Origin of the sequence: Flavobacterium humi (assembly GCF_004745595.1) — a bacterium.
Classification (GTDB): Bacteria; Bacteroidota; Bacteroidia; order Flavobacteriales; family Flavobacteriaceae; genus Flavobacterium; species Flavobacterium humi.
The window spans coordinates 309,315-334,223 of record NZ_SRLH01000005.1 but is presented as its reverse complement, the minus strand read 5'-3'; the positions used below and the strand labels follow the sequence as shown (position 1 = coordinate 334,223).

Below are 24,909 nucleotides of genomic sequence, written 5' to 3'. Positions count from 1 at the left end.
ATTTATTTACACTTAATCGGTAAAATTTAACATTTCGTCGATTTTTTTTAATCCCCGCAATTAGTTAAACTATTCATAAATAAAAAGCACTCGCAGAGATTATATTTATTTTTGAACCAATCAAAAAAACGAACATTATGGCTCTACGTTTCGCATTGTTTTTTGCCTTTTTATCTCACGCCCTCCTATTTAGCCAAAACAACACTTCTAACGATGCCCTTACAGGCCCAACATCCGGGATTGCTGGGAAAAAGAAGCTCACCTCTTTATTTACAAAAGAAAAAATCACCGTAGACGGGAACATGAATGAGGCTATTTGGGCCAATGCCGAAACAGCATCGGATTTTATCATGTACCAGCCCGACAACGGAAAACCGCTCCCGTACGACAAAAGGACCGAAGTAAAGATCCTTTACGACAATGAGGCTATATATATAGGTGCAAAAATGTATGATGACCCGACAAAGATTTTGAAAGAAATTACTGAACGTGACAATTTCGGCACCAGTGATTTCTTTGGGATTTTCATAAACGGTTACAACGACGGCCAGCAGGACTACCGTTTTTTTGTAAGTGCTGCCGGTACGCAAATGGACTGCCTTGCCACCGATGACGGCGAAGATTATTCCTGGGACGGCATCTGGCACAGCAATGTTTCAATGACTGATTTTGGCTGGATTGCCGAAATGAAAATACCGTACGCCGCTTTGCGTTTTTCGGAAAAGGAAAAACAAAACTGGGGCATGAACCTTTTTAGGGAAATAAGACGGGACAGGCAAAAATACACCTGGAATTATATCAATACGAAAATGGGGACGTTTACCCAACAGGCGGGTGTCCTGGAAGGGATTGAAAACATCAAACCGCCCACGCGCCTTTTCCTGATGCCATATGTTTCGATCTATGAAAACACGAATGACAACGGGAATGAAACCAAATTCAAAGCCGGATTGGACGTCAAATACGGGATCAATGATTCTTTTACATTAGATGCGATTTTGGTTCCGGATTTCGGGCAAACCGCCTTTGACAATGTGACTCTTAATTTAGGCCCGTTCGAGCAGCAGTTTAATGAAAACAGGCCTTTTTTTACCGAAGGTACTGATTTATTCAACAAAGGAGATTTGCTGTATACCCGAAGGATTGGAAGCGCTCCGTCTACCTATCCCAATACCACCGATGAGCAAAAAGTCCTTGATTATCCTGCCAATGTAAATTTACTGAATGCTTTAAAAATCTCCGGAAGGACAGCCAAAGGCCTGGGAATCGGGGTACTGAATGCCATAACCGAAAAAACCGACGTGACTATCGAAACGCAGACCGCTATTCCAAATGCCGACCCTTCTCTACCGCCAACGATTAAATATAATTATAGAAAACAAACTGTGGAACCTTTGGCCAATTATAATGTCATTGTCCTGGACCAGCGTTTCCGCAAAAATTCTTCTGTTTCTTTAATCAACACAAACGTAATGCGCGACGGGCATTTCAATGACGCCAATGTGACAGGGGCTTTATTTGATTTGAATACCAAAGCGAATTCCTATAATTTATCTGGGGATTTCAAATACAGCTACATCAATCAAATGGGCACAAACGAAAACCTCAACGGGTACAGGGCCTATCTTAATTTTGGGAAAACCAGCGGAAAATTCCGTTTCAATGCGAACGGAAGCTACGTGAACAACGAATTCGATATTAATGACCTGGGAATCAATTACATAAATAATTACCACCATCTCTACAATAATGTAAGTTATCGTATCCTCAACCCTAACAAAATGTTCAACAGTTTTAACATCAACCTGAATTCGTACGCCGAAATGAACAATACAACCGGCCGTGCACAGGAAACTTATTTTAACTTAAATGTAAACATGACGGGCAAAAAGAATGATTTTGTTGGTATAGGAATTCAATTGGAGCCTTTTGTAACGTATGATTTTTACCAGCCTATAGCCAGCGGAAGATTCGTTTACAATCCGAGGGCCTTTAAGAGCTGGATCGATATTTCAAGCAATTACAACCGGAAATTAGCCTTGGATACCGGAATCTGGTACCACATCATGGATCAGGACAAGCGCAATACCGTTGGTTTTTATTTCAACCCGAGATACCGTTTCAGCAATAAGGCTTTAGGGATTTTAGGTTTTGAAGTAGACCGTAGGAACGATGATAAGGGAAGGGTTGACTATGTCGATGCCGATCCGAATGACAATATACAAGGAGATGTTATTTTTGCCAACAGGAACAGGAACACGATTACAACTTCTTTTACCGGGAAATATTCCATTTCGCCAAAAATGACCGTAAATGTAAAAGCAAGGTATTATTGGTCTTACGCCGAAAACCTGAATTTCCTGGTTTTGACCAGCAATGGTTACTTCGAACCTGACGATAACTACAGCAAAAACAAGAATTCGAATTTCAAAACCTGGAACCTGGACTTATCGTATTCATGGTGGGTTGCCCCGGGAAGCCAGCTGTCCGTTTTATACCGAAATAACGCAATTCATTACGAAAACATCATTAATAAAAAATTTATTGATAATTTAGACCACACAATTGCAAACAATCTAAACAATACCCTATCGGTGAGTTTCCGGTATTGTATTGATTACAACAGCACCAAAAATTGGTTTAAAGCATGAAAAAAAAAGTAATTTTAATGATTTTGGATGGTTGGGGCAAATCTCCTGACCCGAAAGTTTCCGCCATAGACAACGCCCATACACCTTTTATAGACAGTTTATATACTAAATACCCGAATGCACAATTAAGGACCGACGGCTTGAATGTAGGCCTTCCCGAAGGGCAGATGGGAAATTCCGAAGTTGGCCATATGAATCTCGGCGCCGGAAGGATTGTCTACCAAGACCTGGCAAAAATCAACCTGGCTGTGGAAAATAAGGCTTTCAATAAAGAAAAAGCCATTATTGATGCCTTTCATTATGCCAAAGAATATGATAAATCCGTGCATTTCCTCGGATTGGTTTCCGATGGCGGTGTGCATTCCCACATCAACCATCTCAAAGGACTTGTAGATGTAGCATATGATACCGGGCTTGAGAAAGTATTCATACATGCCTTTACTGACGGCCGTGATGTAGATCCAAAATCAGGAGTTGGTTTTATTGCCGATATCCTCAACCATATCAAAGGGACTTCTGTCAAACTGGCTTCAATTATCGGGCGTTATTATGCGATGGACCGGGACAAAAGATGGGAACGCGTCAAGCAGGCATATGACCTGGTGGTTTTAGGAACGGGAGTACATTCTAAAGACGCCGTTAAGAGCATTGAGGAAAATTACGCCAACAATACCACCGATGAGTTCCTTCCTCCTATTGTAATGACCAATGAAAAAGACGAACCTATTGCCACTATTAAAGAAGGTGATGTGGTTATTTTCTTCAATTTCCGTACAGACAGAGGCCGTCAGCTTACCGAAGTCCTTTCGCAAAAAGACCACATGGACTTCAACATGCACAAAATGAACCTGTATTATGTCACAATGACCAATTATGACGATACTTTCCAGAACATTTACCGCATTTTTGACAAGGACAACCTAACCGAAACACTGGGAGAAGTTTTGGAAAAACACCACAAAAAACAAATCCGTATTGCCGAAACCGAAAAATACCCGCATGTTACCTTTTTCTTTTCAGGCGGAAGGGAAGAACCTTTTGAAGGCGAAGCCCGGATCTTGAGGAACTCGCCAAAAGTAGCCACCTATGATTTAAAACCCGAAATGAGTGCTTATGAACTCAAAGACGCTTTAGTCCCGGAACTGCAAAAAGGCGAAGTCGATTTCGTGTGTTTAAATTTTGCCAATGGCGATATGGTGGGCCATACCGGTGTGATGTCTGCGGCCATTAAAGCCTGTGAAGCCGTTGACGCCTGTGTTAAAGAAGTGATCGAAACGGCCCTGGAAAATGATTATACCACGATAGTAATTGCAGACCACGGAAACTGCGAAACCATGATCAATCCGGACGGAAGCCCCAATACGGCCCACACCACAAACCCGGTACCGATTATTTTGGTGGACAAGGAATTGCAAAACATCACAGATGGCGTGTTGGGAGATATTGCCCCGACAATCCTAAAACTGATGGGAATAGAAAAACCGGAAGCCATGACCAGGCATTCTTTAGTATAAAAACGATGAAAAAAACAATCACATTCTTTGCTTTGGTTTTCATAATCATCAATGCAGAGGCACAACAAAATATGGCAACCCATACCACAGACCCCAAAACAAACACCCCGATGTTAGTCGGCAAAAGCGTAAAGGAGGAAATAAAACAATCTCCTTTTTCCGATTGGTATGCCCCAAACCATGACAGTTATGCGCCCAATTCCAAAACCGTAGAAGACCTGAAAAAACATACCGAAGGCATCACCATTACTATTTTTATGGGAACATGGTGCGAGGACAGCCAGCATCAGGTGCCTGCTTTTTATAAAATCCTGGAACAATTGAATTTCGATGAGAAGAATGTCACGTTAATCATTACCGACAGGACCAAAACAACGCCGGACCATTTGGAAAAGGACAAAAATATCACCAATGTCCCGACGTTTATTTTCTATAAAAACGGAAAAGAAATCCAGCGTATTGTGGAAAGCCCGGTAACCAGCCTGGAAAATGACATGCTGAAAATTATGTCCGGACAACCCTACAAACATACCTACGAAGATTAAAAAAATAAAATTGCTACCTTTGCATTCCAATTTTCGAAAAAATGATTATCGTAAAAACACGTGAAGAAATTGAATTAATGCGCGAAAGTGCTTTAATCGTTTCCAAAACTTTAGGGATGATTGCAAGTGAAATCAAGCCTGGAGTAAGTACTTTATATTTAGACAAATTAGCCGAAACCTTTATCAGGGACCATGGTGCCACGCCTGCTTTTTTGGGCATGTACGGTTTCCCCAACTCCTTGTGCATGAGCCCGAACGCCCAAGTGGTACACGGAATCCCGACTGACAAACCATTAGAAAGCGGGGATATTATTTCCGTGGATTGCGGTGCCTTGAAAAACGGCTTTTACGGTGACCATGCCTATACTTTTGAAATTGGCGAAGTCGCTCCCGAAACCAAGAAACTCCTTCAGGTTACCAAAGAATCTTTATACGTGGGTATCCGCGAATTGCGTGTGGGCAACCGTGTTGAAGATGTCGGGAATGCCATCCAGAAATATTGCGAAGACCATGGGTATGGCGTTGTCCGCGAATTGGTAGGCCATGGCTTAGGGCAGAAAATGCACGAAGAGCCTGAAATGCCGAATTACGGAAAACGCGGGCGCGGCAAATTACTGATCGAAGGAATGGTGGTTGCCCTGGAACCGATGATCAACATGGGGACCAAAAACATCAAACAGCTGAAAGACGGCTGGACCATCCTTACCGCAGACGGGAAACCTTCGGCGCATTTCGAGCATGATATTGCCATCGTAGACGGAAAACCGGAATTGCTTTCTACTTTTGCTTACGTAAACAAAGCACTGGGAATCGTTACCAATGAAGAAGACGAATTTAGAAAAGTCCCTTTTGTCATCTAATGAAGAAAATTTTCAAATTCATACTCAATACCATTCCAAGGCCGCTATTGATCCGTTTGAGTTATATAGCAAGGCCTGTCTTGGCTTTCCTCCTAAAAGGAAATACATTTACAGACCCAATCGACGGCAGGAGTTTCAGGACTTTTTTGCCGTACGGTTACGGAACCCAGCGTAACAATGTCCTTTCCCCGAGCACTTTATCGTTGGAAAGGCACCGATTGCTTTGGCTGTACCTGAAAAATGAAACCGATTTTTTTTCGGCTCCTAAAAAAGTATTGCATTTTGCTCCGGAACAGGCCTTTTATAAAATATTCCGAAACCAGGAAAACCTCGAGTATACCACTACAGATCTTTTTTCGCCGTTAGCCGATGTAAAAGCCGATATCTGCAACCTGCCATTTGAAGACAATTCCTATGACCTGATTTTATGCAACCATGTTTTGGAGCATATCCCGGACGATACCAAGGCCATGCAGGAATTATACCGTGTTTTAAAACCCGGCGGTATGGGGATTTTCCAGATTCCGCAGGATCTTTCGCGTGCGGTGACTTTTTCCGATGATACGATTACAGATCCGAAGGAAAGAGCCAAAATCTTCGGGCAATATGACCATGTCCGTGTGTATGGGCGGGATTATTTTGACAAATTGAGAAGTATCGGATTTACCGTAACCGAAGAAGATTACACCCAAAAAATCTCCCCGGAATTAGTCGAAAAATATTGCCTTGCAAAAGGAGAGATCATCCCGGTTTGTTATAAATAAGGCGCAGCCACTTTTTTATCTGCCGGAAGGCTTACCGTTTATCGTTTCTTTCTTTGATGGAATTACGGTGTTTTTCCCCTTTTCAAATGGGGACAAATCCTCTGTTTACGCCAACCAAATAGTTTTAATTTTACAGTAAATCATTAATTATCAGAAAATTAAATTCGTTCAATATAATTTCCGTTTTCTGATACTGGTATTCACTTAAAATGTAAGGCTATGCAAAAGACTTCCTACCAGAAAGAGTTAGTTATCAAGAACACTCATGAGAAAAACGGGGCGAACAACTCCAAAAAGGAAACAGAGAAAATCCAATCATTACTGAATTTATTTTCCCTGGTGCATCCTGGCTCCGGAACAGCAACGGCAATAGATGGTGATTTTGGCCCGGCAACCCAAAAGGCTGTCCAAAACTTCCAAAAGGCACAAAACATACCGCAAACCGGTATTGTAGACCAAAACCTGTTCGGCATTATGGCTTTGCCTATCCAAAAGGCTTTTGAAAATCCGGTGCAGGGCGGCAACCTTAGGGAGTTGATTGTCAATACTGCCAAAAACCACCTCCAAAACAATCCTTTCGAACTGGTCATCCGCCAACAGGGAAATTCAGGCCCGTGGGTGCGGAGTTATATGGACGGAAAAGAAGGAACCGATTGGCTTTGGTGTATGGGATTCGTACAAACCATTATCGACCAGGCTGCTTCCCTTCAGGGCAAAAACTTTAAAACCCTGATGCCACTCACCTACAGCTGCGACACCATCGGGATAAAAGGGATTGAAAAAAACTTGCTCACCCGTTACCAGACAGCCAGGAATAACCCTTCGCTGATTAAAACCGGTGATATTTTTTTACTTCAGAAATCTTCTTTAGACTGGAAACACACCGGGATTGTCATTAACGTGCATGAAGACACGATCGAAACCATAGAAGGGAATACAAACAGTTCGGGTTCCAGCAACGGGAATGCCGTAGCGGGCAAAATACGGAATTTCAGGACCTCAAAAATTGATTTTTTCTCCGTTGGGCCTTTGGTATAAACCTTTAAAAAAGCTCCAGAAAGTTCAGGTTTCTTCTTTTTGGAACAAAAATTTCCCTGAAGCTGGCCGGCAAGTGAAGGATTGTATTAAAAAATGATTCATATTCTATTCGAAATGAATACATTTACAATTCAATTTTTTTACAGCTATGCTACAAAGGCTTATTCTCTTTTTTTCGGCGATTATAGTTTCCTGCCCGGGTTTTGGCCAGGATATCGAAACAGCAGCACCTTTTAACATTAAGACCATAACATTTACCCAAAATGCCAATAACACCATTCCGGTTTTTAGGTTGGGAGAGCAATTCCAGTTTAGTTTTGATGATTTATATGGGAACGAGGAAGATTACTATTATACCATCACTCATTTTAATTACAATTGGACGCCGTCTGAATTAGCCAAAGGCGAATACCTGGATGGCATTGACAACCAAAGGATCCAGGATTACGAAAATTCATTCAACACACTCCAGATTTATTCCCATTACAGGCTCAAGATCCCCAATAATTTTACACGCCTTACCAAAAGCGGGAATTACCTGCTTTCGATTTTCAACGGGAATAAGGAATTGGTATTCTCCAAAAAATTTATCATGTTTGAAGAATTGAGCGAAGTGCCGATGCAAATAAAAAGAGCCCGGAAAGTCGCTGATATGGGTTACAAGCAAAACCTGGAATTTACCATAAAATCCAAAAGCATCTTATTCCAGAACCCGGCCCAAAACGTAAAGGTCATCCTTTTCCAAAACGGCAAATGGAACAATGCCATTGTCAATGTAAAACCGCAATACACCATTGGGAATGACCTGATATTCAAATATGACAAGGAAACCCAGTTTTATGCCGGAAACGAATACCTGTATTTTGACAACAAAGAAATCAGGGCCTCGACCAATACCATTTCGCGGGTGGATTCGAACAGCGGATTGTACAACACACATTTGTATACCGACATGGCCCGCAAAAATAACGGATATACATATTTCCCGGATATCAACGGAAATTTCCAGACCCGTAACCTGACGGCCCAGAACAATGAGGTCGAAGCCGATTATACCTGGGTGTATTTCTCGCTTTTTTCAGCAGAAACCCAAGCCGCAAAATCTGTGTATGTAACCGGGATGTTCAACAATTATGTTTTGGGGCCGGAGAATAAAATGGACTATAATACCGATAAAGGCATCTTTGAAAAAGCCATCCTGATCAAACAGGGATTCACGAATTACAATTACACCATCGTGGGCACAAACAATGCCGTTGCTGACAATGAGGCCGTGGATGGTAATTTTTACCAAACTGAAAATCAGTATACTGCCATAGTCTATTATCGTGCCAATGGAGAACGGTACGACAGGGTCATCGGCAAAGGCGAAGCAAATTCGGAAAACATCACCAATTAAAAATTAATGTTAATATAAAGTATTTGTTTTCATAAAATTTCTAAATTTGTAGAAGTAGAATTCAGCATTATGGTAACGCAAATCACAAGGGGAATAAAAATCTCGGTCTTGACTACTTTTGAAGGTACTTACTTCAAAAACCATAAGATGCATTTTGCTTTCAGTTACCACATTTCCATTGAAAACCACAGTAAGGATTCCGTACAGCTTTTAGCCCGCCACTGGGAAATCTTTGATGCGCTAAACGACATTGAAGTAGTTGACGGTGAAGGGGTAATAGGCAAAAAACCGGTACTGAAGCCCGGCGAAACCCACACCTACAGTTCCGGCTGCCTGCTCTGCTCTCCTTTCGGGACAATGCAAGGCCATTTCAATATGATTAATTTTACCTCAACAAGGGCTTTTAAAGTTATCGTTCCGGCTTTCCGCCTCAGTGCTCCTTTCGCTTTGAACTAATTTTCCATCGGTTAAAAACGTTCCGGTACCCGTTTCTTTTTAAGATAGTTTTGTGCTATTTGATACTTAAAATTCAAGATTTCCTTTGTACTTTTGTATCCGTTCATAAAATTGCATTAATCTAACAACTTAACAATCTCAATACCATGTTAAAAGGATTTTTTAATATACCCAAAGCGGTAAACGAACCCGTAAAAGCATACGCACCTAATTCTCCCGAAAGAGCAGCAGTCCAAGCCGCTTATAAAGCAATGTGGAATAGCAAAATCGATGTTCCATTATATATCGGAAGTGAAGAAATAAAAACCGGGAATACCCGAAACATGTCTGCTCCGCACGACCACCAGCATATTGTAGGAACGTATCATTTGGCAGAAAAAGCACATATAGAAAAAGCGATCGCCAATGCCTTGGAAAGCAGGGCAAAATGGGCCAATATGGCTTGGGAACAGCGTGCCGCCATTTTCTTGAAAGCAGCCGAACTGATTGCCGGCCCGTACAGAGCAAAAATAAATGCCGCAACCATGATTGCGCAATCCAAAACCATCCACCAGGCAGAAATCGATGCGGCTTGTGAGCTGATAGATTTCTTGCGTTTCAACGTAGAATTCATGACGCAAATCTACAAAGACCAACCGGCGTCCAATTCCGATGTTTGGAATAGAGTTGAATACCGTCCGCTGGAAGGTTTCGTATACGCCATCACTCCTTTCAACTTTACCGCCATTGCTGCCAACCTTCCTGCAAGTGCCGCTTTAATGGGGAATGTAGTGGTTTGGAAACCAAGCGACAGCCAGGTTTTTTCTGCTAAAATCATTATCGATGTATTTAAAGAAGCAGGTGTTCCTGATGGTGTAATCAATGTGGTTTTCGGAGATGCGCTGATGATTACCGATACTGTTTTGGCAAGCCGGGATTTTGCCGGGATCCATTTTACCGGTTCCACACATGTATTCAAAGATATCTGGGCAAAAATAGGAACAAACATCCACCATTATAAAACCTACCCAAGAATTGTAGGGGAAACAGGTGGAAAAGATTTTATCATAGCACACCCTAGCGCTAACGTAAAGCAAGTGGTAACAGGAATTACCCGTGGTGCTTTTGAATTCCAGGGGCAAAAATGTTCTGCAGCATCCAGGGCTTATATCCCACAGAGCTTATGGCCAGCCGTAAAAGAACAATTGATTACCGATGTTAAATCGATGAAACAAGGTTCGCCTGAAGATTTCGGAAACTTTGTTACTGCCGTAATCCACGAAGGTTCTTTCGACAAATTAGCTAGTTATATCGACCAGGCCAAAAAAGATGCAGATGCCGAAATCATCGTAGGTGGAAATTATGACAAATCAAAAGGATATTTCATCGAACCGACTGTTATCGTTACTACCAATCCGAAATACACGACAATGGAAACCGAACTTTTTGGTCCGGTAATGACCATTTACGTTTACCAGGATGCCCAATGGAACGAAACATTGAAATTGGTAGATACCACTTCTGAATACGCTTTAACCGGAGCCATCTTCAGCCAGGACCGTTATGCCATCGAAGAAGCTACAGTAGCGTTGCAAAATGCTGCCGGTAATTTCTATATCAATGACAAACCAACCGGAGCTGTGGTAGGAATGCAGCCATTTGGAGGAGCAAGGGCTTCAGGGACAAATGACAAAGCTGGTTCGGCACAAAACCTATTGCGTTGGGTTTCTCCAAGAACAATCAAGGAAACTTTCGTAACACCGGAAGATTACAGATATCCGTTTTTAGGGTAATCCTCAAAACGATCCATTAAAAAAGCCCGTCTGTTAAACAGACGGGCTTTTTTTGATTTATTATGCCTTGTGTTTTAAAGGCAAGTGCACTACTTTTTTGGTTTCGAAGAAATCAGGGGCAAAGAATGTTGAAATATTGTACTCCGAAACTTTGGGGAAATCTTTCAGTTCTTCCGCCAGGTCGCCACCTTTTAGGTAAAGGATGCCGTTTGGAAGAGCATGTTTTTGCTGTTTCTTGATTTTATCCTTGATCCAGGAAACAAAATCCGGCATATTGGTCACGGCCCTGCTCACAATAAAATCAAAATCCCCTTTGACGTTTTCGGCGCGCATTTGCTCGGCCTTTACGTTTTTGAGTTCCAAAGCATCGGCTACAGCCTGGACGACTTTTATTTTTTTGGCAATCACATCAATCAGGTAAAAACGGGTTTCGGGGAAAAGTATCGCTAACGGAATCCCGGGAAAACCTCCGCCGGTGCCAACATCCAAAACATAAGTCCCTGGTTCGAAAGGCTGTACTTTGGCAATAGCCAAAGAATGCAAAACGTGTTTCACATACAATTCGTCAATATCCTTCCTGGAAATGACGTTGATCTTGGCATTCCAATCCTGATATAATGCTTCCAATTTTTCAAATTGTGCAATTTGTGCTTCTGTCAAATTAGGAAAATACTTTAGTATTTCATCCATCGGGTATAATTTTAGGCAAAAGTAAGTAATTTAAGAAACAAAATCTGTTAATCTTTATTGGATAGTTTTTTTTAATAATTACCTTTGACGTTTATAGCTAAATTTATGAATACATCGGTTCCAACATTTTCACGTAATGATTCCATGAAGTTTTTCAGGACTTTAAATTCTCGTGTAAATGCCTATTTTAAAGACAATAACATTCAAAAAACCGGAAACTGGAAATTACACCTCAAAACAGTAATCATGTTTGCGATCTTTTTGACTCCATATTTCCTGATCCTGACCATAGACATGCCTTTTGGGGTTCACCTGCTTTCTACAATCGTTATTGGGATTGGCATGGCCGGAGTGGGCATGAATGTGATGCATGACGGTAACCACGGATCGTATTCCGGGAAACCATGGCTCAATAAGATCATGGGAGGAAGCATTTACATCCTGGCCGGAAATGTATACAACTGGCAGGTCCAGCACAATGTTTTACACCATACGTACACCAATATCCCAGGACATGATGAAGACCTGGAAGCCGGAAGGATCATCCGTTTTACCAATGAGGCCAAATGGTACCGTTTCCATAAATTCCAGCATTACTATTCTGTTTTCCTATACGGTTTGTTGACCTTCAACTGGGCCATCACTACCGATTTCAAACAAATGAAAAGCTACATCAAAAGGAAATTATCCTACGGTGAATTCCCGAGCCCTGTAAAATTATGGAGTACTTTGGTCATCACAAAAGTGATTTATTTTTCCATTTGGTTAGTGATCCCGATGATTTTAGGCATTACCTGGTGGAAAGTCCTGATCGGTTTTTTCATCATGCACTACACAGCCGGTTTGATTTTAAGCGTTGTATTTCAATTGGCACACATTATTGAGGACACTTCCAATCCCCTTCCGAATGAAGAAGGCGAGATCGAGAACACCTGGGCCATCCATCAATTGTTCACCACTACTAATTTTGCCCCTAAAAACTGGATCGTCAACTGGTATACAGGAGGATTGAACCATCAGATCGAGCATCATATCTTCCCAAATATCAGCCATGTCCATTATGGTAAGATCGCCGAGATCGTAAAACAGACGGCAAAGGAATGCAACTTGCCTTATTACGAATACAAAACCATGCGGGGCGCAGTTATAGCGCATTTCCGCCACTTGAAAACATTAGGGCAAGAACCAATGTCATTAGCATAAAACAACTACAACAACATACCCATTATGAATTTTCTTTCAGATCGAATTAACAATCTATCTACGTCTCAAACTTTGGCAATGGCCGCTAAAGCTAGAGAATTAAAAGCCCAAGGCATCGACATTATCAGTTTAAGTTTGGGAGAGCCGGACTTCAATACTCCCGATTTTATCAAAGAAGCAGCCAAGCGCGCTATTGATGAGAATTACAGCACTTACACTCCGGTGGAAGGCTACGCGGATTTAAAAGAAGCCATCTGCCGCAAATTCAAAAGAGACAACAACCTGGACTATACTCCGGCAAACATCGTGGTTTCCACAGGAGCAAAACAATCCTTATACAACATCGCCCAGGTGATGATCAACCCTGGCGACGAAGTCATCCTTCCGGCGCCGTATTGGGTAAGCTACTATGAAATCATTAAAATTGCCGGCGGAATACCTGTAGAAGTCCCTACATCCGTAGAAACAGATTTCAAAATCACACCGGAACAGTTAGAAGCTGCCATCACACCTAAAACAAAAATGATCTGGTACAGTTCTCCTTGCAACCCAAGCGGATCCGTTTTCAATCGTGAAGAATTGACAGCTTTAGCCAAAGTACTGGAAAAACACCCTAATATCTTTGTCGTTTCAGACGAAATTTACGAGCACATCAATTTTTCCGGGACATTTTGCAGCATCGCCTCTATTCCGGGCATGTTCGACAGGACCATTACCGTAAACGGAGTGGCCAAAGCCTTTGCCATGACCGGTTGGAGAATCGGTTATATCGGAGCAAATGAAACCATTGCCAAAGCCTGTACCAAAATGCAGGGCCAGGTAACTAGTGGTGCGAACAGTATTGCACAACGGGCTACCATTGCCGCTGTTGACGCAGATCCAAGCGTTTTACATGACATGGTGAAAGCCTTCCATAGCCGCAGGGATTTGGTAGTCGGCCTGATCAAAGAAATCCCGGGGTTGAAACTAAACGTTCCAGAAGGTGCATTTTACGTTTTCCCGGATGTTTCCTCTTTCTTCGGAAAAACACTAAGAGGCACCGAAATCAAAAACGCAGATGATTTCTCCATGTACCTTTTGGCCGAAGCCAATGTAGCGACGGTAACAGGAGATGCTTTCGGGAACCCAAACTGCATCCGTTTTTCATATGCCACCAGCGAAGAAATCTTAACGGAAGCCTTAAAAAGAATCAAGGAAGCTTTAGCTTAAAAACAAATAAGACCTCAAGGAAACTTGGGGTTTTTTATTACATTTGTTTCGCCGTCCGGCCTTTTCAGGATCGGGTGGGCGTGACCGCAAGGGTCGGGTTTTTTGTTGCAATCTTTTCCTTTTTAAAGAAAAAAGAAAAAGGATTTCCACTTCAACCCCTCACGCAAACACCAACAACAAACCAAAACAACATATACTAAAAATGTCAAAAATACTATTACTCGGTTCCGGAGAATTAGGAAAAGAATTTGTCATCGCCGCACAACGCATTGGCCAGGTTGTCATTGCCGTAGACAGTTATGAAAATGCTCCGGCCATGCAGGTCGCACACCATTTTGAAGTCATCAACATGCTTGACGGCAGCGAACTGGACCGCATCATTGCCAAACACCAGCCGGATTTTATTGTCCCTGAAATCGAAGCCATCCGGACCGAGCGTTTCTACGATTACGAAAAACAAGGCATCACCGTTGTCCCTTCTGCGAAAGCGGCCAACTTTACCATGAACCGAAAAGCCATCCGGGATTTGGCAGCCAAAGACCTGGGATTGAAAACCGCCAATTATCGTTATGCCACCTCAGCCGAAGAACTGCAGAAAGCCGTTCAGGAAGTAGGCATTCCGTGTGTGGTAAAACCTTTGATGAGTTCCTCCGGAAAAGGGCAGTCTACCATCAAAACGGAAGCGGACATAGAAAAAGCCTGGAGTTATGCCGTGGAAGGTTCCCGTGGCGATGTCGTGGAAGTTATCGTGGAAGCCTTTGTGAATTTTAATTCGGAAATAACCCTATTGACCGTCACACAAAACAACAACCCAACGCTTTTTTGTGCGCCAATAGGCCATCGCCAGGAGCGTGGGGATTACCAGGAAAGCTGGCAGCCGGCCCGTGTTTCGGAAAAAGACATCCTTGAAGCACAGCAAATGGCACAAAAAGTAACCGAGGCTTTGGGCGGAGCCGGTTTGTTCGGCGTGGAATTTTTCCTGACCGATGAAGGCGTTTATTTTTCGGAACTTTCCCCTCGCCCGCACGATACGGGAATGGTCACTTTGGCCGGGACACAGAATTTCAATGAATTTGAGCTGCACTTGCGTGCCATTTTAAGTTTGCCTATTGCCGAAATTACAGCCGAAAAAGCGGGAGCCAGCGCCGTTATCCTCGCTTCTGAAAACTCAAGCACACCAACCTATTCAGGCATAGAAAAAATCGCAGGATTACCTAAAACCGATTTCAGGATTTTCGGAAAGCCGACCGCAAGGCCTTACCGAAGGATGGGAGTGGTTTTGGCCAACGATTCATTAGAAACCCCGATAGAAGAAATTGTAGAGCGTGTCAAAAAAACAGCTATCTTAGTTACTGTAAATTCTTAATATCATGAAAAAAGCAGCAATCCTATTTTTAGTATTCACCTCTTTTGCCATCCATGCACAAGAGAAAAAAGAAAAAACACAAATCGTAGAAGCTTCCTGCGGGCAATGCCAATTTGGTATGAAAGCCGATGGCTGTAGCCTTGCGGTCCGAATAGACGGCAAACCTTATTTTGTAGACGGGACTTCATTAGACCAACACGGAGATGCCCATGCCCAGGATGGTTTTTGCAATGCCATCCGAAAAGCCGAAGTTTCCGGAAAAATAGTCAATGACCGTTTTGTGGTTTCTTCCTTCCATTTGGTAGACGAAAAGAAAAAAGCCAAGCCATAAGCGTGAATTTACTTCTCGAAAGCATCGCCAAACACGTTTCGCTCTCAACCGAAGAGCAGGAACGTGTTTTGTCATTAACCGAAAGCCGGCAATATAACGCCAAAACGATTGTATTGAAGGAAGGGGAAACCTGTACCCATTCTTTTTTTGTGACCAAAGGCATCCTCCGCAATTACACCATAGACGAAAACGGCATGGAACATGTGGTAAGTTTTGCCTGTCCCGGCTGGTGGATTGCCGATATGTACAGCTATCTGACCCAACGCCCCGGGCATTCTTTTATTGAAGTCAACGAAGAAGCCGAAGTGCTGTTGCTTTCAAAAGAAAACCAGGAACTGCTCTACGCGGAAGTCCCGAAAATGGAGCGTTTCTTTCGGATCCTTATCGAAAATTCATTGGTGGCCAACCAACAGCGGCTCATAGACAACATGAGCTTCACGGCAGAAGCCCGGTATGACAAGTTTAGCAAAAAATATGCGGGCCTTATCCACAGCCTTCCGCAAAAACAAATCGCTTCCTATATAGGGGTTACTCCCGAATTCTTCAGTAAAATGAAAGCCCGCCTTCTTAAAAGGCATTAAATTTCCACTTCTTATCTTCCCTGTATTTCTTAACCTAGGTTAAGTGTTCCTGCTATAGGCCTGTAGTAACTTTGTACTATTAAAAACAACGTTATGGACCGAAAAGATTTTATCCGTAAAATGATTCTTGGCAGCAGCGGTATAATGACCGGAACAGCTTTAACCGGCAATGCCGCTTCCACCATGGTGAAAAACATCGGGTCAAATCCTGTCCAGAACACAAATACAAACATTATGGAAAAAACCATTTTACATAAAGCCGATACCCGTGGACATGCAGATCACGGCTGGCTACAAAGCTTTCATACATTTAGCTTTGCCAATTACCACAACCCGGAACGGATGCACTTTGGAGCGCTTCGTGTGTTGAATGACGATACGGTTTCTGCAGGAATGGGCTTCGGCACGCATCCTCATGAAAATATGGAAATTATCAGCATTCCGCTGGAAGGCGACCTGGAGCATCAGGACAGCATGGGCAACAAAACCGTAATCCGCAACGGCGATATCCAAATCCTGAGCGCCGGTACAGGCATCCGCCACAGCGAATACAATAAAAATACGGATGAGCCCGTAAAGTTCCTTCAGATCTGGATTATCCCAAACAAAAGGGATACTGAGCCAAGATACGACCAGATAACGCTGGACCCAAAAGAAAGGCATAACAAACTCCAACAGGTTTTGTCCCCAAACCCTCAAGATGCCGGCGTTTGGATCGAGCAGGACGCTTGGTTTCATTTAGGGACTTTCGACAAAGGCACAACAACAGATTACCAATTCAAAAAACAAGGAAACGGATTGTATGTTTTTGTACTGAAAGGAACCATTACCGTTAACAACCAGGAATTGAATAGCAGGGACGGTTTCGGGATCTGGAATACCGATACGGTTTCGATCCAGGCAAATTCGCAAGCGGAATTCCTATTGATGGAAGTGCCGATGGCATTCTGACAATGCAACTAGAATCATTTCTTAATCTAGATTAAGTTACTGAATATCAATACAGATGTAACTTTGCTTCATCAAAATAAAATAAAATTTAAAAATAAAATTATGGCAACAACTAAATGGGCAATTGACCCAACACATTCGGAGATAGGTTTTAAAGTAAAACACATGATGTTTACCAACGTATCCGGGAAATTTGAAAATTATGACGCGGCAATCGTAACGGACAATGACGATTTTACGAAGGCTTCAATCGAATTTTCAGCGGATATAAATTCTATCGACACTCACAATTCCGACCGCGACAACCATTTGAAAAGTGCTGACTTTTTTGATGCTGAAAACTATCCGAAAATGACCTTCAAAGCGTCTTCCTTTACGAAAATAAACGGGGATCAATACGAATTGGCCGGAGATTTAAGCCTGAAAGGTGTCACTCAATTTGTAAAACTTCCTGCAGCATACAGCGGATTGATGAAAGACCCGTGGGGAAACACGAAAGTAGGATTGACTATTTCCGGGAAAATCAACCGTAAGGACTGGGGCCTAAACTGGAATTCTGCCTTGGAAACCGGCGGTGTACTTGTAGGGGAAGAAGTTAACCTCAACGTCGAATTACAGCTTTTAAAACAATCATAATTCTCATAATAATTGGTTTTTGTTTATTGCAACCCCTGTGCTTTGTTATAAAAGTACAGGGGTTTGTTTATGAAAAAAAGAGTATTTTTGCTTCTGGGTTGGGAATCCGTTTTCGGCCTTTATATTTTTTCAACTTTAAATAAAAAACATGAAAGCATACGTATTTCCGGGGCAAGGCGCCCAATTTACCGGTATGGGTAAAGAACTATATGAAAATTCGGCTGTAGCCAAAGACCTTTTTGAAAAAGCGAACGAAATATTAGGTTTCCGCATTACCGACATTATGTTTGAAGGCACGGCAGAAGAACTGAAAGAAACTAAAGTAACGCAACCTGCCGTATTTTTGCATTCTGTGATTTTGGCAAAAACACTGGAAGGTTTCAAGCCGGAAATGGTGGCCGGTCATTCTTTGGGCGAGTTTTCAGCCTTGGTCGCAAACGGTGTCTTATCCTTTGAAGATGGGTTGAAGCTGGTATCACAACGAGCGGCCGCAATGCAGAAAGCCTGCGAAATTACACCTTCAACAATGGCTGCTGTTTTAAATTTAGAAGACAAGGTTGTAGAAGACATTTGCGCTTCCATTGACGGAATTGTTGTTGCCGCCAATTATAACTGCCCGGGGCAATTGGTTATCTCAGGAGAATACAAAGCGGTTGAAGCTGCCTGTGAAAAAATGAAGGAAGCCGGAGCGAAACGCGCATTGATCTTACCGGTCGGCGGCGCTTTCCATTCCCCGATGATGGAACCTGCCAGGGAAGAATTGGCCGCAGCCATCGAAGCAACAAATTTCTCCACTCCTATCTGCCCGGTATATCAAAACGTAACGGCAAGTGCTGTAACGGATCCTGCTGAAATCAAGAAAAACCTGATCATCCAATTAACGGCTCCGGTCAAATGGACACAATCAGTACAGCAAATGATTGCTGATGGCGCCACAAGCTTCACTGAAGTAGGCCCGGGCAAAGTACTGGTTGGATTGGTTGGAAAAATCAACAAAGAAGTAGAAACCATTTCAGCTTAATTGCTATAAAAAACAAGAACAGGAAACTCCGGCATCAAACACCGGGGTTTTTTATTTTAATGGTATATTTGCCTTAACAGAATTTACTATATATGGATATACCCGGCTTACGGACTGTAAATGTAATACGTTACATCACTCCCTTGCGTGAAGGAGGTTCCTTGCCTGCTTTGGCCGATGCCGACGATGATTTCAAATACGTTTTGAAATTCCGCGGGGCAGGTCATGGTGTAAAAGCCCTCATTGCCGAATTATTAGGTGGTGAAATCGCCCGGTTCCTTGGGCTTCCGGTTCCCGAACTGGTTTTCGCAACACTTGATGAAGCTTTCGGGCGAACAGAAGCAGACGAAGAAATCCAGGATTTGCTGCAGTTCAGCCAGGGATTGAACCTTGGGCTGCATTATTTGTCGGGTGCAATTACGTATGATGCTTCAGCCAATGACTGCGAAGGGCTCCTTGCTTCAAAAATCGTTTGGCTCGATGCTTTCATAACCAATGTAGACCGGACATTCCGCAATACTAATTTATTGATCTGGCACAAAGAACTTTGGCTGATAGACCATGGGGCCGCTTTCTATTTCCATCATTCCTGGGACAATTGGGAAGCCAATGCAGTAACACCTTTTGCCATGATCAAAGACCATGTACTGCTGCCAAAAGCTGACCGGTTAGAGGAAGTCCATGCCGAATTCACACAAAAATTAAACGACGGCCTGTTAAGAAACCTTGTCGGTTTGATTCCCGAAGACTGGCTCCAGTGGGAAAATGGAACCATTACTCCCGAAGAAATCAGGGAAGTTTATTTCCAGTTTTTATCGATTAGGTTAGCGAATGCTGATGTCTTTTTTAAACAAATTCAAGATGCCCGAAAAACACTTATATGAATATGCGGTAATTCGTGTAGTACCCAGAGTAGAACGCGAAGAGTTCATCAATGTTGGCCTGTTGCTTTTTTGCAAGCGGCAAAAATATTTGCGGATGGCATTTCAGGTCCCTGCCGCAAAAATAAGGCTGTTGTGCCCGGAATTCGATATTGACCAGCTGGAAACCAATTTGATGTCATTTACCAGGATTAGTGCCGGAGAGCCGAATTCTGGCCCAATTGCCGCATTTGAAACGGCTGAACGCTTCAGGTGGCTTACCGCCGTAAGAAGTTCCAGCATACAGACTTCAAGGCCGCATCCGGGTTTCAGTACTGATTTGGATCAGACATTCGAAAAATTATACGCCGAATTGGTCTTGTAAATTCTCCCGAAACATAGCCTTTTGTGAACTTCATATTAAAATGACCGTGTGGTTTTTACGCTATAAATGATTGGAAATGAAAAAAATAATGTAAGAAATTAACTTTATATTATATTTTTTCTATCTTTAGGATTGTAAACTTTTTAAAAAATTATTAATTCTAAAAAATTTAAAAAAATGAAAAAAACACTTTTAGCTTTAGCCTTCGTTGGCGCATTGACAATTTCTTGCAAAGAAAAAACAGAAGACAAAGTAGATGCTGCTGCTGATGCAGTTGGTACTGAAATGACTGATGCAGTTGATTCGACTGCTGCTGCTGTAGACAAAGCTGCTGATTCAACTGCTGCAAAAGTAGAAGACGCTGTAGAAGCTGGCGCTGCAAAAGTAGAAGAAGGCGCAAAAGAGATTAAAGAAGCTGTTAAAAAGTAAATTTTTAAAGCCGGCTTTTTCGGCCGGCTTTTTTATTTTATCCTAAAATACCTCGATATAAAAACTCCCAAACCATTGCTGGCTTGGGAGTTGTTTTTTTATTCTTTTATGGAAATCAATTCCTGATTTTCTTTTCCCATTTCCAGGCACTGTCCAGGGCTTCCTCCAAAGTATATTTGGCTTTCCAGCCTAAAACAGTATTAGCTTTGTCTGTATTGGCATACGCGGAAACAATATCTCCTTCTCTCCTGCCTACAATTTTATACGGTAATTTTTGACAGCTTACTTTTTCAAAAGCGGCAATAACCTCCAGGACAGAACTTCCGGTCCCGGTCCCGAGATTAAATGTTTCGACAGCCTCCAGGTTTTTCTTTTCCAGCAATCTTTGCAGTGCTGCCACATGCGCCTTGGCCAGATCCACCACATGGATATAATCCCGTATGCAGGTTCCGTCAGGTGTAGGGTAATCATTTCCATAAACAGACAATTCGCTGCGCAGCCCCATGCCGGTTTGTGTAATGAACGGCACCAGGTTTTGCGGTACACCAAGAGGCAGCTCTCCTATTTCTGACGAAGGATGGGCTCCAATCGGGTTAAAATAACGCAATAAAACCGCTTTGATATGGCTTACTTTGGCAACATCTGAAATAATTTCCTCTCCAATTTGTTTGGTATTCCCATAAGGGGACAACGATTGTTGAACCGGGGCATTTTCGGTAATCGGCATTTTTTCGGCCTGACCGTAAACAGTACACGAAGAACTGAAAATAAAACTGGCCTGGTCTTTTTGCTGGAGTTCCTGAAGGATATAAATCAACGCTGCAATGTTATTTTCATAATACAACAGCGGGTTTTCCACACTTTCGCCAACGGCTTTGCTCGCCGCAAAATGGATTACCCCGGAGATATCGGGATGCTTGCTGAAAAACTCCTGAACCGCCTTTTTATCTCTTAGATCAATATTTTCAAATGCGGGTTTTGTACCGGTAATCCGCCCGATTCCTTCCAAAACATCGATGGATGAATTGGAAAGGTTATCCGCAACAAGTACTTCAAAACCTTCATTCTGTAATTCTACAACAGTGTGGGATCCTATAAAACCAAGACCTCCGGTTACTAGTATTTTCATCATAAATTAACTTGGCGCTTATCTTCCAGATGGCAACAAAACCACTTCCGGGCTTATTTCACCTTTCCGTTCAAAAAATATCTCGTCCCCAAAAAAGCAATGGCGAAAACCACAAGGAAGATGACTATCTGGACAACATATGTATTTTTAGGTTTCGGCTCCATGGTATTATTGTAAAAATTCCAAAACGGAATCTGTGATAAATTTGATCTGTTCATCTTCTAGTTCGGTATGCATCGGAAGTGAGATAACTTCTTGTACCAATTGGTTGGTTACCGGGAAATCCTCTTCTTTATACCGGGCATCCAAATACGCTTTTTGCGAATGCAACGGAATCGGATAATAAATGGCACATGGGATTTGCTTGCTTTGCAGATAGTCAAGCAAACCGTTACGGTCCGCGTTGATGATCCTTAGCGTGTACTGATGGAAAACATGGTCATCCCCGTTTGAATCGAACGACGGGACCACAATATTCTTATGGTTGGCAAAAGCGGCGTTGTATTTGGCCGCAGCCTCGCGACGGGCTTTATTGTACTGGTCCAGATGCGGCAGTTTTGCATTCAAAACCCCAGCCTGGATACTGTCCAAACGGGAATTCACTCCTACAACATCATGATGGTAACGCACATACATTCCGTGGTTTACAATGCCGCGAAGCGTATGGGCCAAAGCATCGTCATTGGTAAAAATGGCTCCGCCGTCTCCATAACAGCCCAGATTCTTGGAAGGGAAAAACGAAGTTGCAGCCACGTGGCCAATCGTTCCTACTTTCTTTTTCGAACCGTCTTTTGAGGTATAATTCGCTCCGATGGCCTGCGCATTATCTTCAATAACATATAAATTATGCTCTTTTGCAATTTCCATAATGGCATCCATATTTGCCGCAAGGCCGAATAAATGTACCGGGACAATTGCTTTGGTTTTAGGGGTAATGGCTTTTTTCAGGGCTTCAATGGAAATGTTCATAGAATCCATATCAACATCTACAAGGACCGGCGTTAATTGCAATAAAGCGATAACTTCAACCGTTGCCGCAAAGGTAAAATCGGCGGTGATTACTTCGTCTCCCGGTTTCAGGCCGAGCCCCATCATGGCAATCTGCAGCGCATCAGTCCCATTTGCACAAGGGATAACGTGTTTTGCCCCTAAATAGTCTTCAAGCGATTTTTGAAAAGCATGGACTTGTGGGCCGTTAATATAAGCATTGGTATCTAAAACTTCCTGGATAGAAGCATTTACGGTATCTTTTATTTTTTCGTATTGACTTTTCAGGTCAACCATTTGGATTTTTTTCATCGTATGATTATTTGAATTCACAAAAATAAGAATTTAATGACTGCTTGCCAACGAAAATAAACATAGAAACTGTATTTTAGCCATTCAAATTTTGATGTATGTTTCTTCTTTACAATTTAGTTGTACATATCGCCGAATTTTTATTGAGGATAATTGCCTTTTTCAGCCCCAAAATCAAATTATTTGTAGAAGGAAGAAAAACGGTATTCTCCAATTTACAGGGCAAAATCAGCCCTGGGGACAAGACTATCTGGTTCCATGCGGCGTCTCTGGGCGAATACGAACAGGGCCTTCCGGTGATTGAAAAAATAAAAGAGCAATTCCCATCGCATAAAATCGTAATTACTTTTTTTTCCCCTTCCGGCTATGAAGTGAGAAAAAACAATACCATAGCAGATGCCACTGTTTATTTGCCTTTGGATACCAAATACAATGCCCAGAAATTCCTGCACCTGGTCCATCCGGAGATGGTTTTTTTCATCAAATACGAATATTGGCCCAACTACCTGAACGAGCTTAAGAAACAAAAAACAAAGACCTACCTCATTTCGGGGATATTCCGGGAAAAGCAATCGTTTTTCAAATGGTATGGCGGCTTTTACAGGAATGCACTGCAAACTTTCAATTGCTTTTTTGTACAGAATGAAAGTTCGAAACAACTCCTGCAGGGCATTGGTTTCCATAATGTAAAAATAGCAGGGGACACTCGTTTTGATAGGGTTGCTTCCATTTTAGAGCGGGACAACACTTTAGATTTTATCGAAGATTTCAAAAACGGTACCACTACAATTGTCGTGGGAAGTTCCTGGCCAAAAGACGAAGAGCTCCTGGCACATTACATCAACCAATCTGCCCAAAATGTAAAATTCATCATCGCCCCGCACAATATCAAAACGGAACAAATCCTGCGGCTGAAGGATTCCATTTCGAAGAAAACCGTCTTATTTTCTGAAAAAGACAACCAAACTATTTCCGAATGCGATGTTTTGATTATTGACACCATCGGGCTTTTGACTAAAATATATAGTTATGCCGATATTGCCTATGTAGGCGGCGGTTTTGGAAATCCCGGCGTCCATAATATCCTGGAACCGGCCACATTTGGTGTGCCTATTGTCATCGGGCCCAACTATTCCCATTTTGCGGAAGCGACTGCTTTGGTCCATCTGGAAGGCTGCCAGCCGGTTACGAACGAAAACGAACTGAAAGACGCTTTCGATTCCCTTATCCAAAACAAGGACGAACGATTTGAAAAAGGGCATATCTGCAGCACTTTTGTACAAATGAACAAAGGCGGGACGGACATCATCCTCAAGCATATTAAAAATGACAGTCTTTAAGCCTTTAGGGAAAAACCAGATAGAAACCATCGTCACCATGATGCAGGATTTCTATGCCATCGACAATTATCCCATAGATACAACCGTTTCGAAGCAATTGTTCGAAAATTTCCTGGAAGATGAAAATGCCGGGAAAGCCTGGCTTATTTATGCCGATGATGAAATTGCCGGTTATATCATCCTGACTTTTGTTTTTAGTTTTGAATACAAAGGCCGGATTGCTTTCCTGGACGAATTATACCTTTCAGAAAAAGCCCGCGGGAAAGGCATCGGAAAAAAAGCGATCGCGTTCATTCAGGAAGAAGCCCGCACATCAGGATTGAAAATCATCTATCTGGAAGTTGAAAACCATAATGAAAACGCACAAAAATTATACCTTAAGAACGGTTTTATGATGCATTCCCGAAAACTCATGAAGTATTTGGTTTGATAAAATCCGATTCTTAGTTTTTCCTTTTTAAAATATTCCGAGTTGCGTTC

The 24,909-nt window shown here is 42.4% G+C and carries 25 protein-coding genes; 22 read left to right on the top strand and 3 right to left on the bottom strand.

Annotated elements, in window-relative coordinates:
- Positions 1-137: 137 nt before the first annotated feature.
- The 9 genes from E4635_RS11210 to pruA all read left to right on the top strand — a co-directional run bounded on the left by E4635_RS11210 (position 138) and on the right by pruA (position 10,999).
- On the top strand, positions 138-2,651 hold the full coding sequence (locus E4635_RS11210) for a DUF5916 domain-containing protein (protein ID WP_135526778.1): 2,514 nt from the start codon (positions 138-140) through the stop codon (positions 2,649-2,651).
- Positions 2,648-4,165, top strand: coding sequence for a 2,3-bisphosphoglycerate-independent phosphoglycerate mutase (gpmI, locus tag E4635_RS11205; protein ID WP_135526777.1), 1,518 nt, complete (start codon positions 2,648-2,650; stop codon positions 4,163-4,165). The genes E4635_RS11210 and gpmI overlap by 4 nt, the downstream gene beginning before the upstream one ends.
- A gap of 5 nt (positions 4,166-4,170) precedes the next feature.
- Positions 4,171-4,710, top strand: coding sequence for a thioredoxin family protein (locus E4635_RS11200; protein ID WP_135526776.1), 540 nt, complete (start codon positions 4,171-4,173; stop codon positions 4,708-4,710).
- A 41-nt stretch (positions 4,711-4,751) separates the two neighbouring features.
- Positions 4,752-5,570, top strand: coding sequence for a type I methionyl aminopeptidase (gene map / locus E4635_RS11195; protein WP_135526775.1), 819 nt, complete (start codon positions 4,752-4,754; stop codon positions 5,568-5,570).
- Positions 5,570-6,334 (top strand): class I SAM-dependent methyltransferase, encoded by a 765-nt coding sequence (locus E4635_RS11190; protein WP_135526774.1) that lies wholly within the window; start codon positions 5,570-5,572, stop codon positions 6,332-6,334. Before map ends, E4635_RS11190 begins: the two co-directional genes overlap by 1 nt.
- 219 nt (positions 6,335-6,553) lie before the next feature.
- Positions 6,554-7,372 (top strand): peptidoglycan-binding protein, encoded by an 819-nt coding sequence (locus E4635_RS11185; protein WP_135526773.1) that lies wholly within the window; start codon positions 6,554-6,556, stop codon positions 7,370-7,372.
- Between the two features lie 148 nt (positions 7,373-7,520).
- Positions 7,521-8,771 (top strand): type IX secretion system plug protein, encoded by a 1,251-nt coding sequence (locus E4635_RS11180; RefSeq protein ID WP_135526772.1) that lies wholly within the window; start codon positions 7,521-7,523, stop codon positions 8,769-8,771.
- A gap of 69 nt (positions 8,772-8,840) precedes the next feature.
- Positions 8,841-9,227 (top strand): Co2+/Mg2+ efflux protein ApaG, encoded by a 387-nt coding sequence (apaG, locus tag E4635_RS11175; protein WP_135526771.1) that lies wholly within the window; start codon positions 8,841-8,843, stop codon positions 9,225-9,227.
- Positions 9,228-9,373: 146 nt separating this feature from the next.
- A complete protein-coding gene (gene pruA / locus E4635_RS11170; protein WP_135526770.1) occupies positions 9,374-10,999 on the top strand; it encodes an L-glutamate gamma-semialdehyde dehydrogenase in 1,626 nt (541 codons plus the stop codon).
- Positions 11,000-11,059: 60 nt separating this feature from the next.
- Here pruA and rsmG read toward each other — a convergent pair whose 3' ends face one another.
- Positions 11,060-11,689: a 16S rRNA (guanine(527)-N(7))-methyltransferase RsmG gene (rsmG, locus tag E4635_RS11165; protein ID WP_135526769.1), complete on the bottom strand. Its 630-nt coding sequence runs from the start codon at positions 11,687-11,689 to the stop codon at positions 11,060-11,062.
- Positions 11,690-11,794: 105 nt separating this feature from the next.
- On the opposite strand from rsmG, the gene E4635_RS11160 reads away from it, so the two are divergent.
- From E4635_RS11160 to E4635_RS11110, 11 genes are all read left to right on the top strand, one after another.
- Complete coding sequence (locus E4635_RS11160) at positions 11,795-12,892, top strand: fatty acid desaturase family protein (protein WP_135526768.1); 1,098 nt, start codon at positions 11,795-11,797, stop codon at positions 12,890-12,892.
- 24 nt (positions 12,893-12,916) lie between these two features.
- A complete protein-coding gene (locus tag E4635_RS11155; RefSeq protein WP_169630252.1) occupies positions 12,917-14,101 on the top strand; it encodes a pyridoxal phosphate-dependent aminotransferase in 1,185 nt (394 codons plus the stop codon).
- A 202-nt stretch (positions 14,102-14,303) separates the two neighbouring features.
- Positions 14,304-15,467, top strand: coding sequence for a formate-dependent phosphoribosylglycinamide formyltransferase (gene purT / locus E4635_RS11150; RefSeq protein ID WP_135526766.1), 1,164 nt, complete (start codon positions 14,304-14,306; stop codon positions 15,465-15,467).
- 4 nt (positions 15,468-15,471) lie between these two features.
- Positions 15,472-15,798 (top strand): DUF6370 family protein, encoded by a 327-nt coding sequence (locus E4635_RS11145; protein ID WP_135526765.1) that lies wholly within the window; start codon positions 15,472-15,474, stop codon positions 15,796-15,798.
- 2 nt (positions 15,799-15,800) lie between these two features.
- Positions 15,801-16,379 carry a Crp/Fnr family transcriptional regulator gene (locus E4635_RS11140; RefSeq protein WP_135526764.1) on the top strand — a complete coding sequence of 193 codons (579 nt, stop codon included), beginning with the start codon at positions 15,801-15,803 and terminating at the stop codon, positions 16,377-16,379.
- A 234-nt stretch (positions 16,380-16,613) separates the two neighbouring features.
- Complete coding sequence (locus tag E4635_RS11135) at positions 16,614-17,330, top strand: pirin family protein (RefSeq protein ID WP_135526834.1); 717 nt, start codon at positions 16,614-16,616, stop codon at positions 17,328-17,330.
- Between the two features lie 102 nt (positions 17,331-17,432).
- Positions 17,433-17,966 carry a YceI family protein gene (locus tag E4635_RS11130; RefSeq protein WP_135526763.1) on the top strand — a complete coding sequence of 178 codons (534 nt, stop codon included), beginning with the start codon at positions 17,433-17,435 and terminating at the stop codon, positions 17,964-17,966.
- A 148-nt stretch (positions 17,967-18,114) separates the two neighbouring features.
- Entirely contained in the window at positions 18,115-18,987 is an 873-nt protein-coding gene (gene fabD / locus E4635_RS11125; protein WP_135526762.1) for an ACP S-malonyltransferase, read from the top strand.
- Between the two features lie 92 nt (positions 18,988-19,079).
- Complete coding sequence (locus E4635_RS11120; protein ID WP_135526761.1) at positions 19,080-19,871, top strand: HipA family kinase; 792 nt, start codon at positions 19,080-19,082, stop codon at positions 19,869-19,871.
- Positions 19,849-20,232, top strand: a complete 384-nt coding sequence (locus E4635_RS11115; protein WP_135526760.1) for a DUF3037 domain-containing protein — start codon at positions 19,849-19,851, stop codon at positions 20,230-20,232. The genes E4635_RS11120 and E4635_RS11115 overlap by 23 nt, the downstream gene beginning before the upstream one ends.
- Before the next feature lie 177 nt (positions 20,233-20,409).
- Positions 20,410-20,661: a hypothetical protein gene (locus E4635_RS11110; protein WP_135526759.1), complete on the top strand. Its 252-nt coding sequence runs from the start codon at positions 20,410-20,412 to the stop codon at positions 20,659-20,661.
- Between the two features lie 115 nt (positions 20,662-20,776).
- On the opposite strand, the gene galE is transcribed toward E4635_RS11110, so the two are convergent.
- Together galE and E4635_RS11100 are read right to left on the bottom strand one after the other, a co-directional pair.
- Entirely contained in the window at positions 20,777-21,790 is a 1,014-nt protein-coding gene (gene galE / locus E4635_RS11105) for a UDP-glucose 4-epimerase GalE (protein ID WP_135526833.1), read from the bottom strand.
- 168 nt (positions 21,791-21,958) lie between these two features.
- Positions 21,959-23,089: a DegT/DnrJ/EryC1/StrS family aminotransferase gene (locus E4635_RS11100; protein WP_135526758.1), complete on the bottom strand. Its 1,131-nt coding sequence runs from the start codon at positions 23,087-23,089 to the stop codon at positions 21,959-21,961.
- A 98-nt stretch (positions 23,090-23,187) separates the two neighbouring features.
- Between E4635_RS11100 and E4635_RS11095 the strand changes: the two genes are divergently transcribed.
- A complete protein-coding gene (locus E4635_RS11095) occupies positions 23,188-24,429 on the top strand; it encodes a 3-deoxy-D-manno-octulosonic acid transferase (RefSeq protein ID WP_135526757.1) in 1,242 nt (413 codons plus the stop codon).
- Positions 24,416-24,859, top strand: a complete 444-nt coding sequence (locus tag E4635_RS11090; RefSeq protein ID WP_135526756.1) for a GNAT family N-acetyltransferase — start codon at positions 24,416-24,418, stop codon at positions 24,857-24,859. The genes E4635_RS11095 and E4635_RS11090 overlap by 14 nt, the downstream gene beginning before the upstream one ends.
- Positions 24,860-24,909 lie beyond the last annotated feature (50 nt).

Coding starts and splice junctions, on each gene's coding strand:
- galE (WP_135526833.1), bottom strand. CDS start 21,790: ATGAAAATACTAGTAACCGGAGGTCTTGGTTTTATAGGATCCCACACT.
- E4635_RS11130 (WP_135526763.1), top strand. CDS start 17,433: ATGGCAACAACTAAATGGGCAATTGACCCAACACATTCGGAGATAGGT.
- apaG (WP_135526771.1), top strand. CDS start 8,841: ATGGTAACGCAAATCACAAGGGGAATAAAAATCTCGGTCTTGACTACT.
- rsmG (WP_135526769.1), bottom strand. CDS start 11,689: ATGGATGAAATACTAAAGTATTTTCCTAATTTGACAGAAGCACAAATT.
- E4635_RS11145 (WP_135526765.1), top strand. CDS start 15,472: ATGAAAAAAGCAGCAATCCTATTTTTAGTATTCACCTCTTTTGCCATC.
- E4635_RS11095 (WP_135526757.1), top strand. CDS start 23,188: ATGTTTCTTCTTTACAATTTAGTTGTACATATCGCCGAATTTTTATTG.
- map (WP_135526775.1), top strand. CDS start 4,752: ATGATTATCGTAAAAACACGTGAAGAAATTGAATTAATGCGCGAAAGT.
- E4635_RS11100 (WP_135526758.1), bottom strand. CDS start 23,089: ATGAAAAAAATCCAAATGGTTGACCTGAAAAGTCAATACGAAAAAATA.
- E4635_RS11110 (WP_135526759.1), top strand. CDS start 20,410: ATGAAAAAAACACTTTTAGCTTTAGCCTTCGTTGGCGCATTGACAATT.
- E4635_RS11160 (WP_135526768.1), top strand. CDS start 11,795: ATGAATACATCGGTTCCAACATTTTCACGTAATGATTCCATGAAGTTT.
- pruA (WP_135526770.1), top strand. CDS start 9,374: ATGTTAAAAGGATTTTTTAATATACCCAAAGCGGTAAACGAACCCGTA.
- E4635_RS11120 (WP_135526761.1), top strand. CDS start 19,080: ATGGATATACCCGGCTTACGGACTGTAAATGTAATACGTTACATCACT.
- E4635_RS11210 (WP_135526778.1), top strand. CDS start 138: ATGGCTCTACGTTTCGCATTGTTTTTTGCCTTTTTATCTCACGCCCTC.
- E4635_RS11185 (WP_135526773.1), top strand. CDS start 6,554: ATGCAAAAGACTTCCTACCAGAAAGAGTTAGTTATCAAGAACACTCAT.
- E4635_RS11135 (WP_135526834.1), top strand. CDS start 16,614: ATGGAAAAAACCATTTTACATAAAGCCGATACCCGTGGACATGCAGAT.
- E4635_RS11090 (WP_135526756.1), top strand. CDS start 24,416: ATGACAGTCTTTAAGCCTTTAGGGAAAAACCAGATAGAAACCATCGTC.
- E4635_RS11155 (WP_169630252.1), top strand. CDS start 12,917: ATGAATTTTCTTTCAGATCGAATTAACAATCTATCTACGTCTCAAACT.
- E4635_RS11180 (WP_135526772.1), top strand. CDS start 7,521: ATGCTACAAAGGCTTATTCTCTTTTTTTCGGCGATTATAGTTTCCTGC.
- E4635_RS11190 (WP_135526774.1), top strand. CDS start 5,570: ATGAAGAAAATTTTCAAATTCATACTCAATACCATTCCAAGGCCGCTA.
- purT (WP_135526766.1), top strand. CDS start 14,304: ATGTCAAAAATACTATTACTCGGTTCCGGAGAATTAGGAAAAGAATTT.
- fabD (WP_135526762.1), top strand. CDS start 18,115: ATGAAAGCATACGTATTTCCGGGGCAAGGCGCCCAATTTACCGGTATG.
- gpmI (WP_135526777.1), top strand. CDS start 2,648: ATGAAAAAAAAAGTAATTTTAATGATTTTGGATGGTTGGGGCAAATCT.
- E4635_RS11115 (WP_135526760.1), top strand. CDS start 19,849: ATGCCCGAAAAACACTTATATGAATATGCGGTAATTCGTGTAGTACCC.
- E4635_RS11200 (WP_135526776.1), top strand. CDS start 4,171: ATGAAAAAAACAATCACATTCTTTGCTTTGGTTTTCATAATCATCAAT.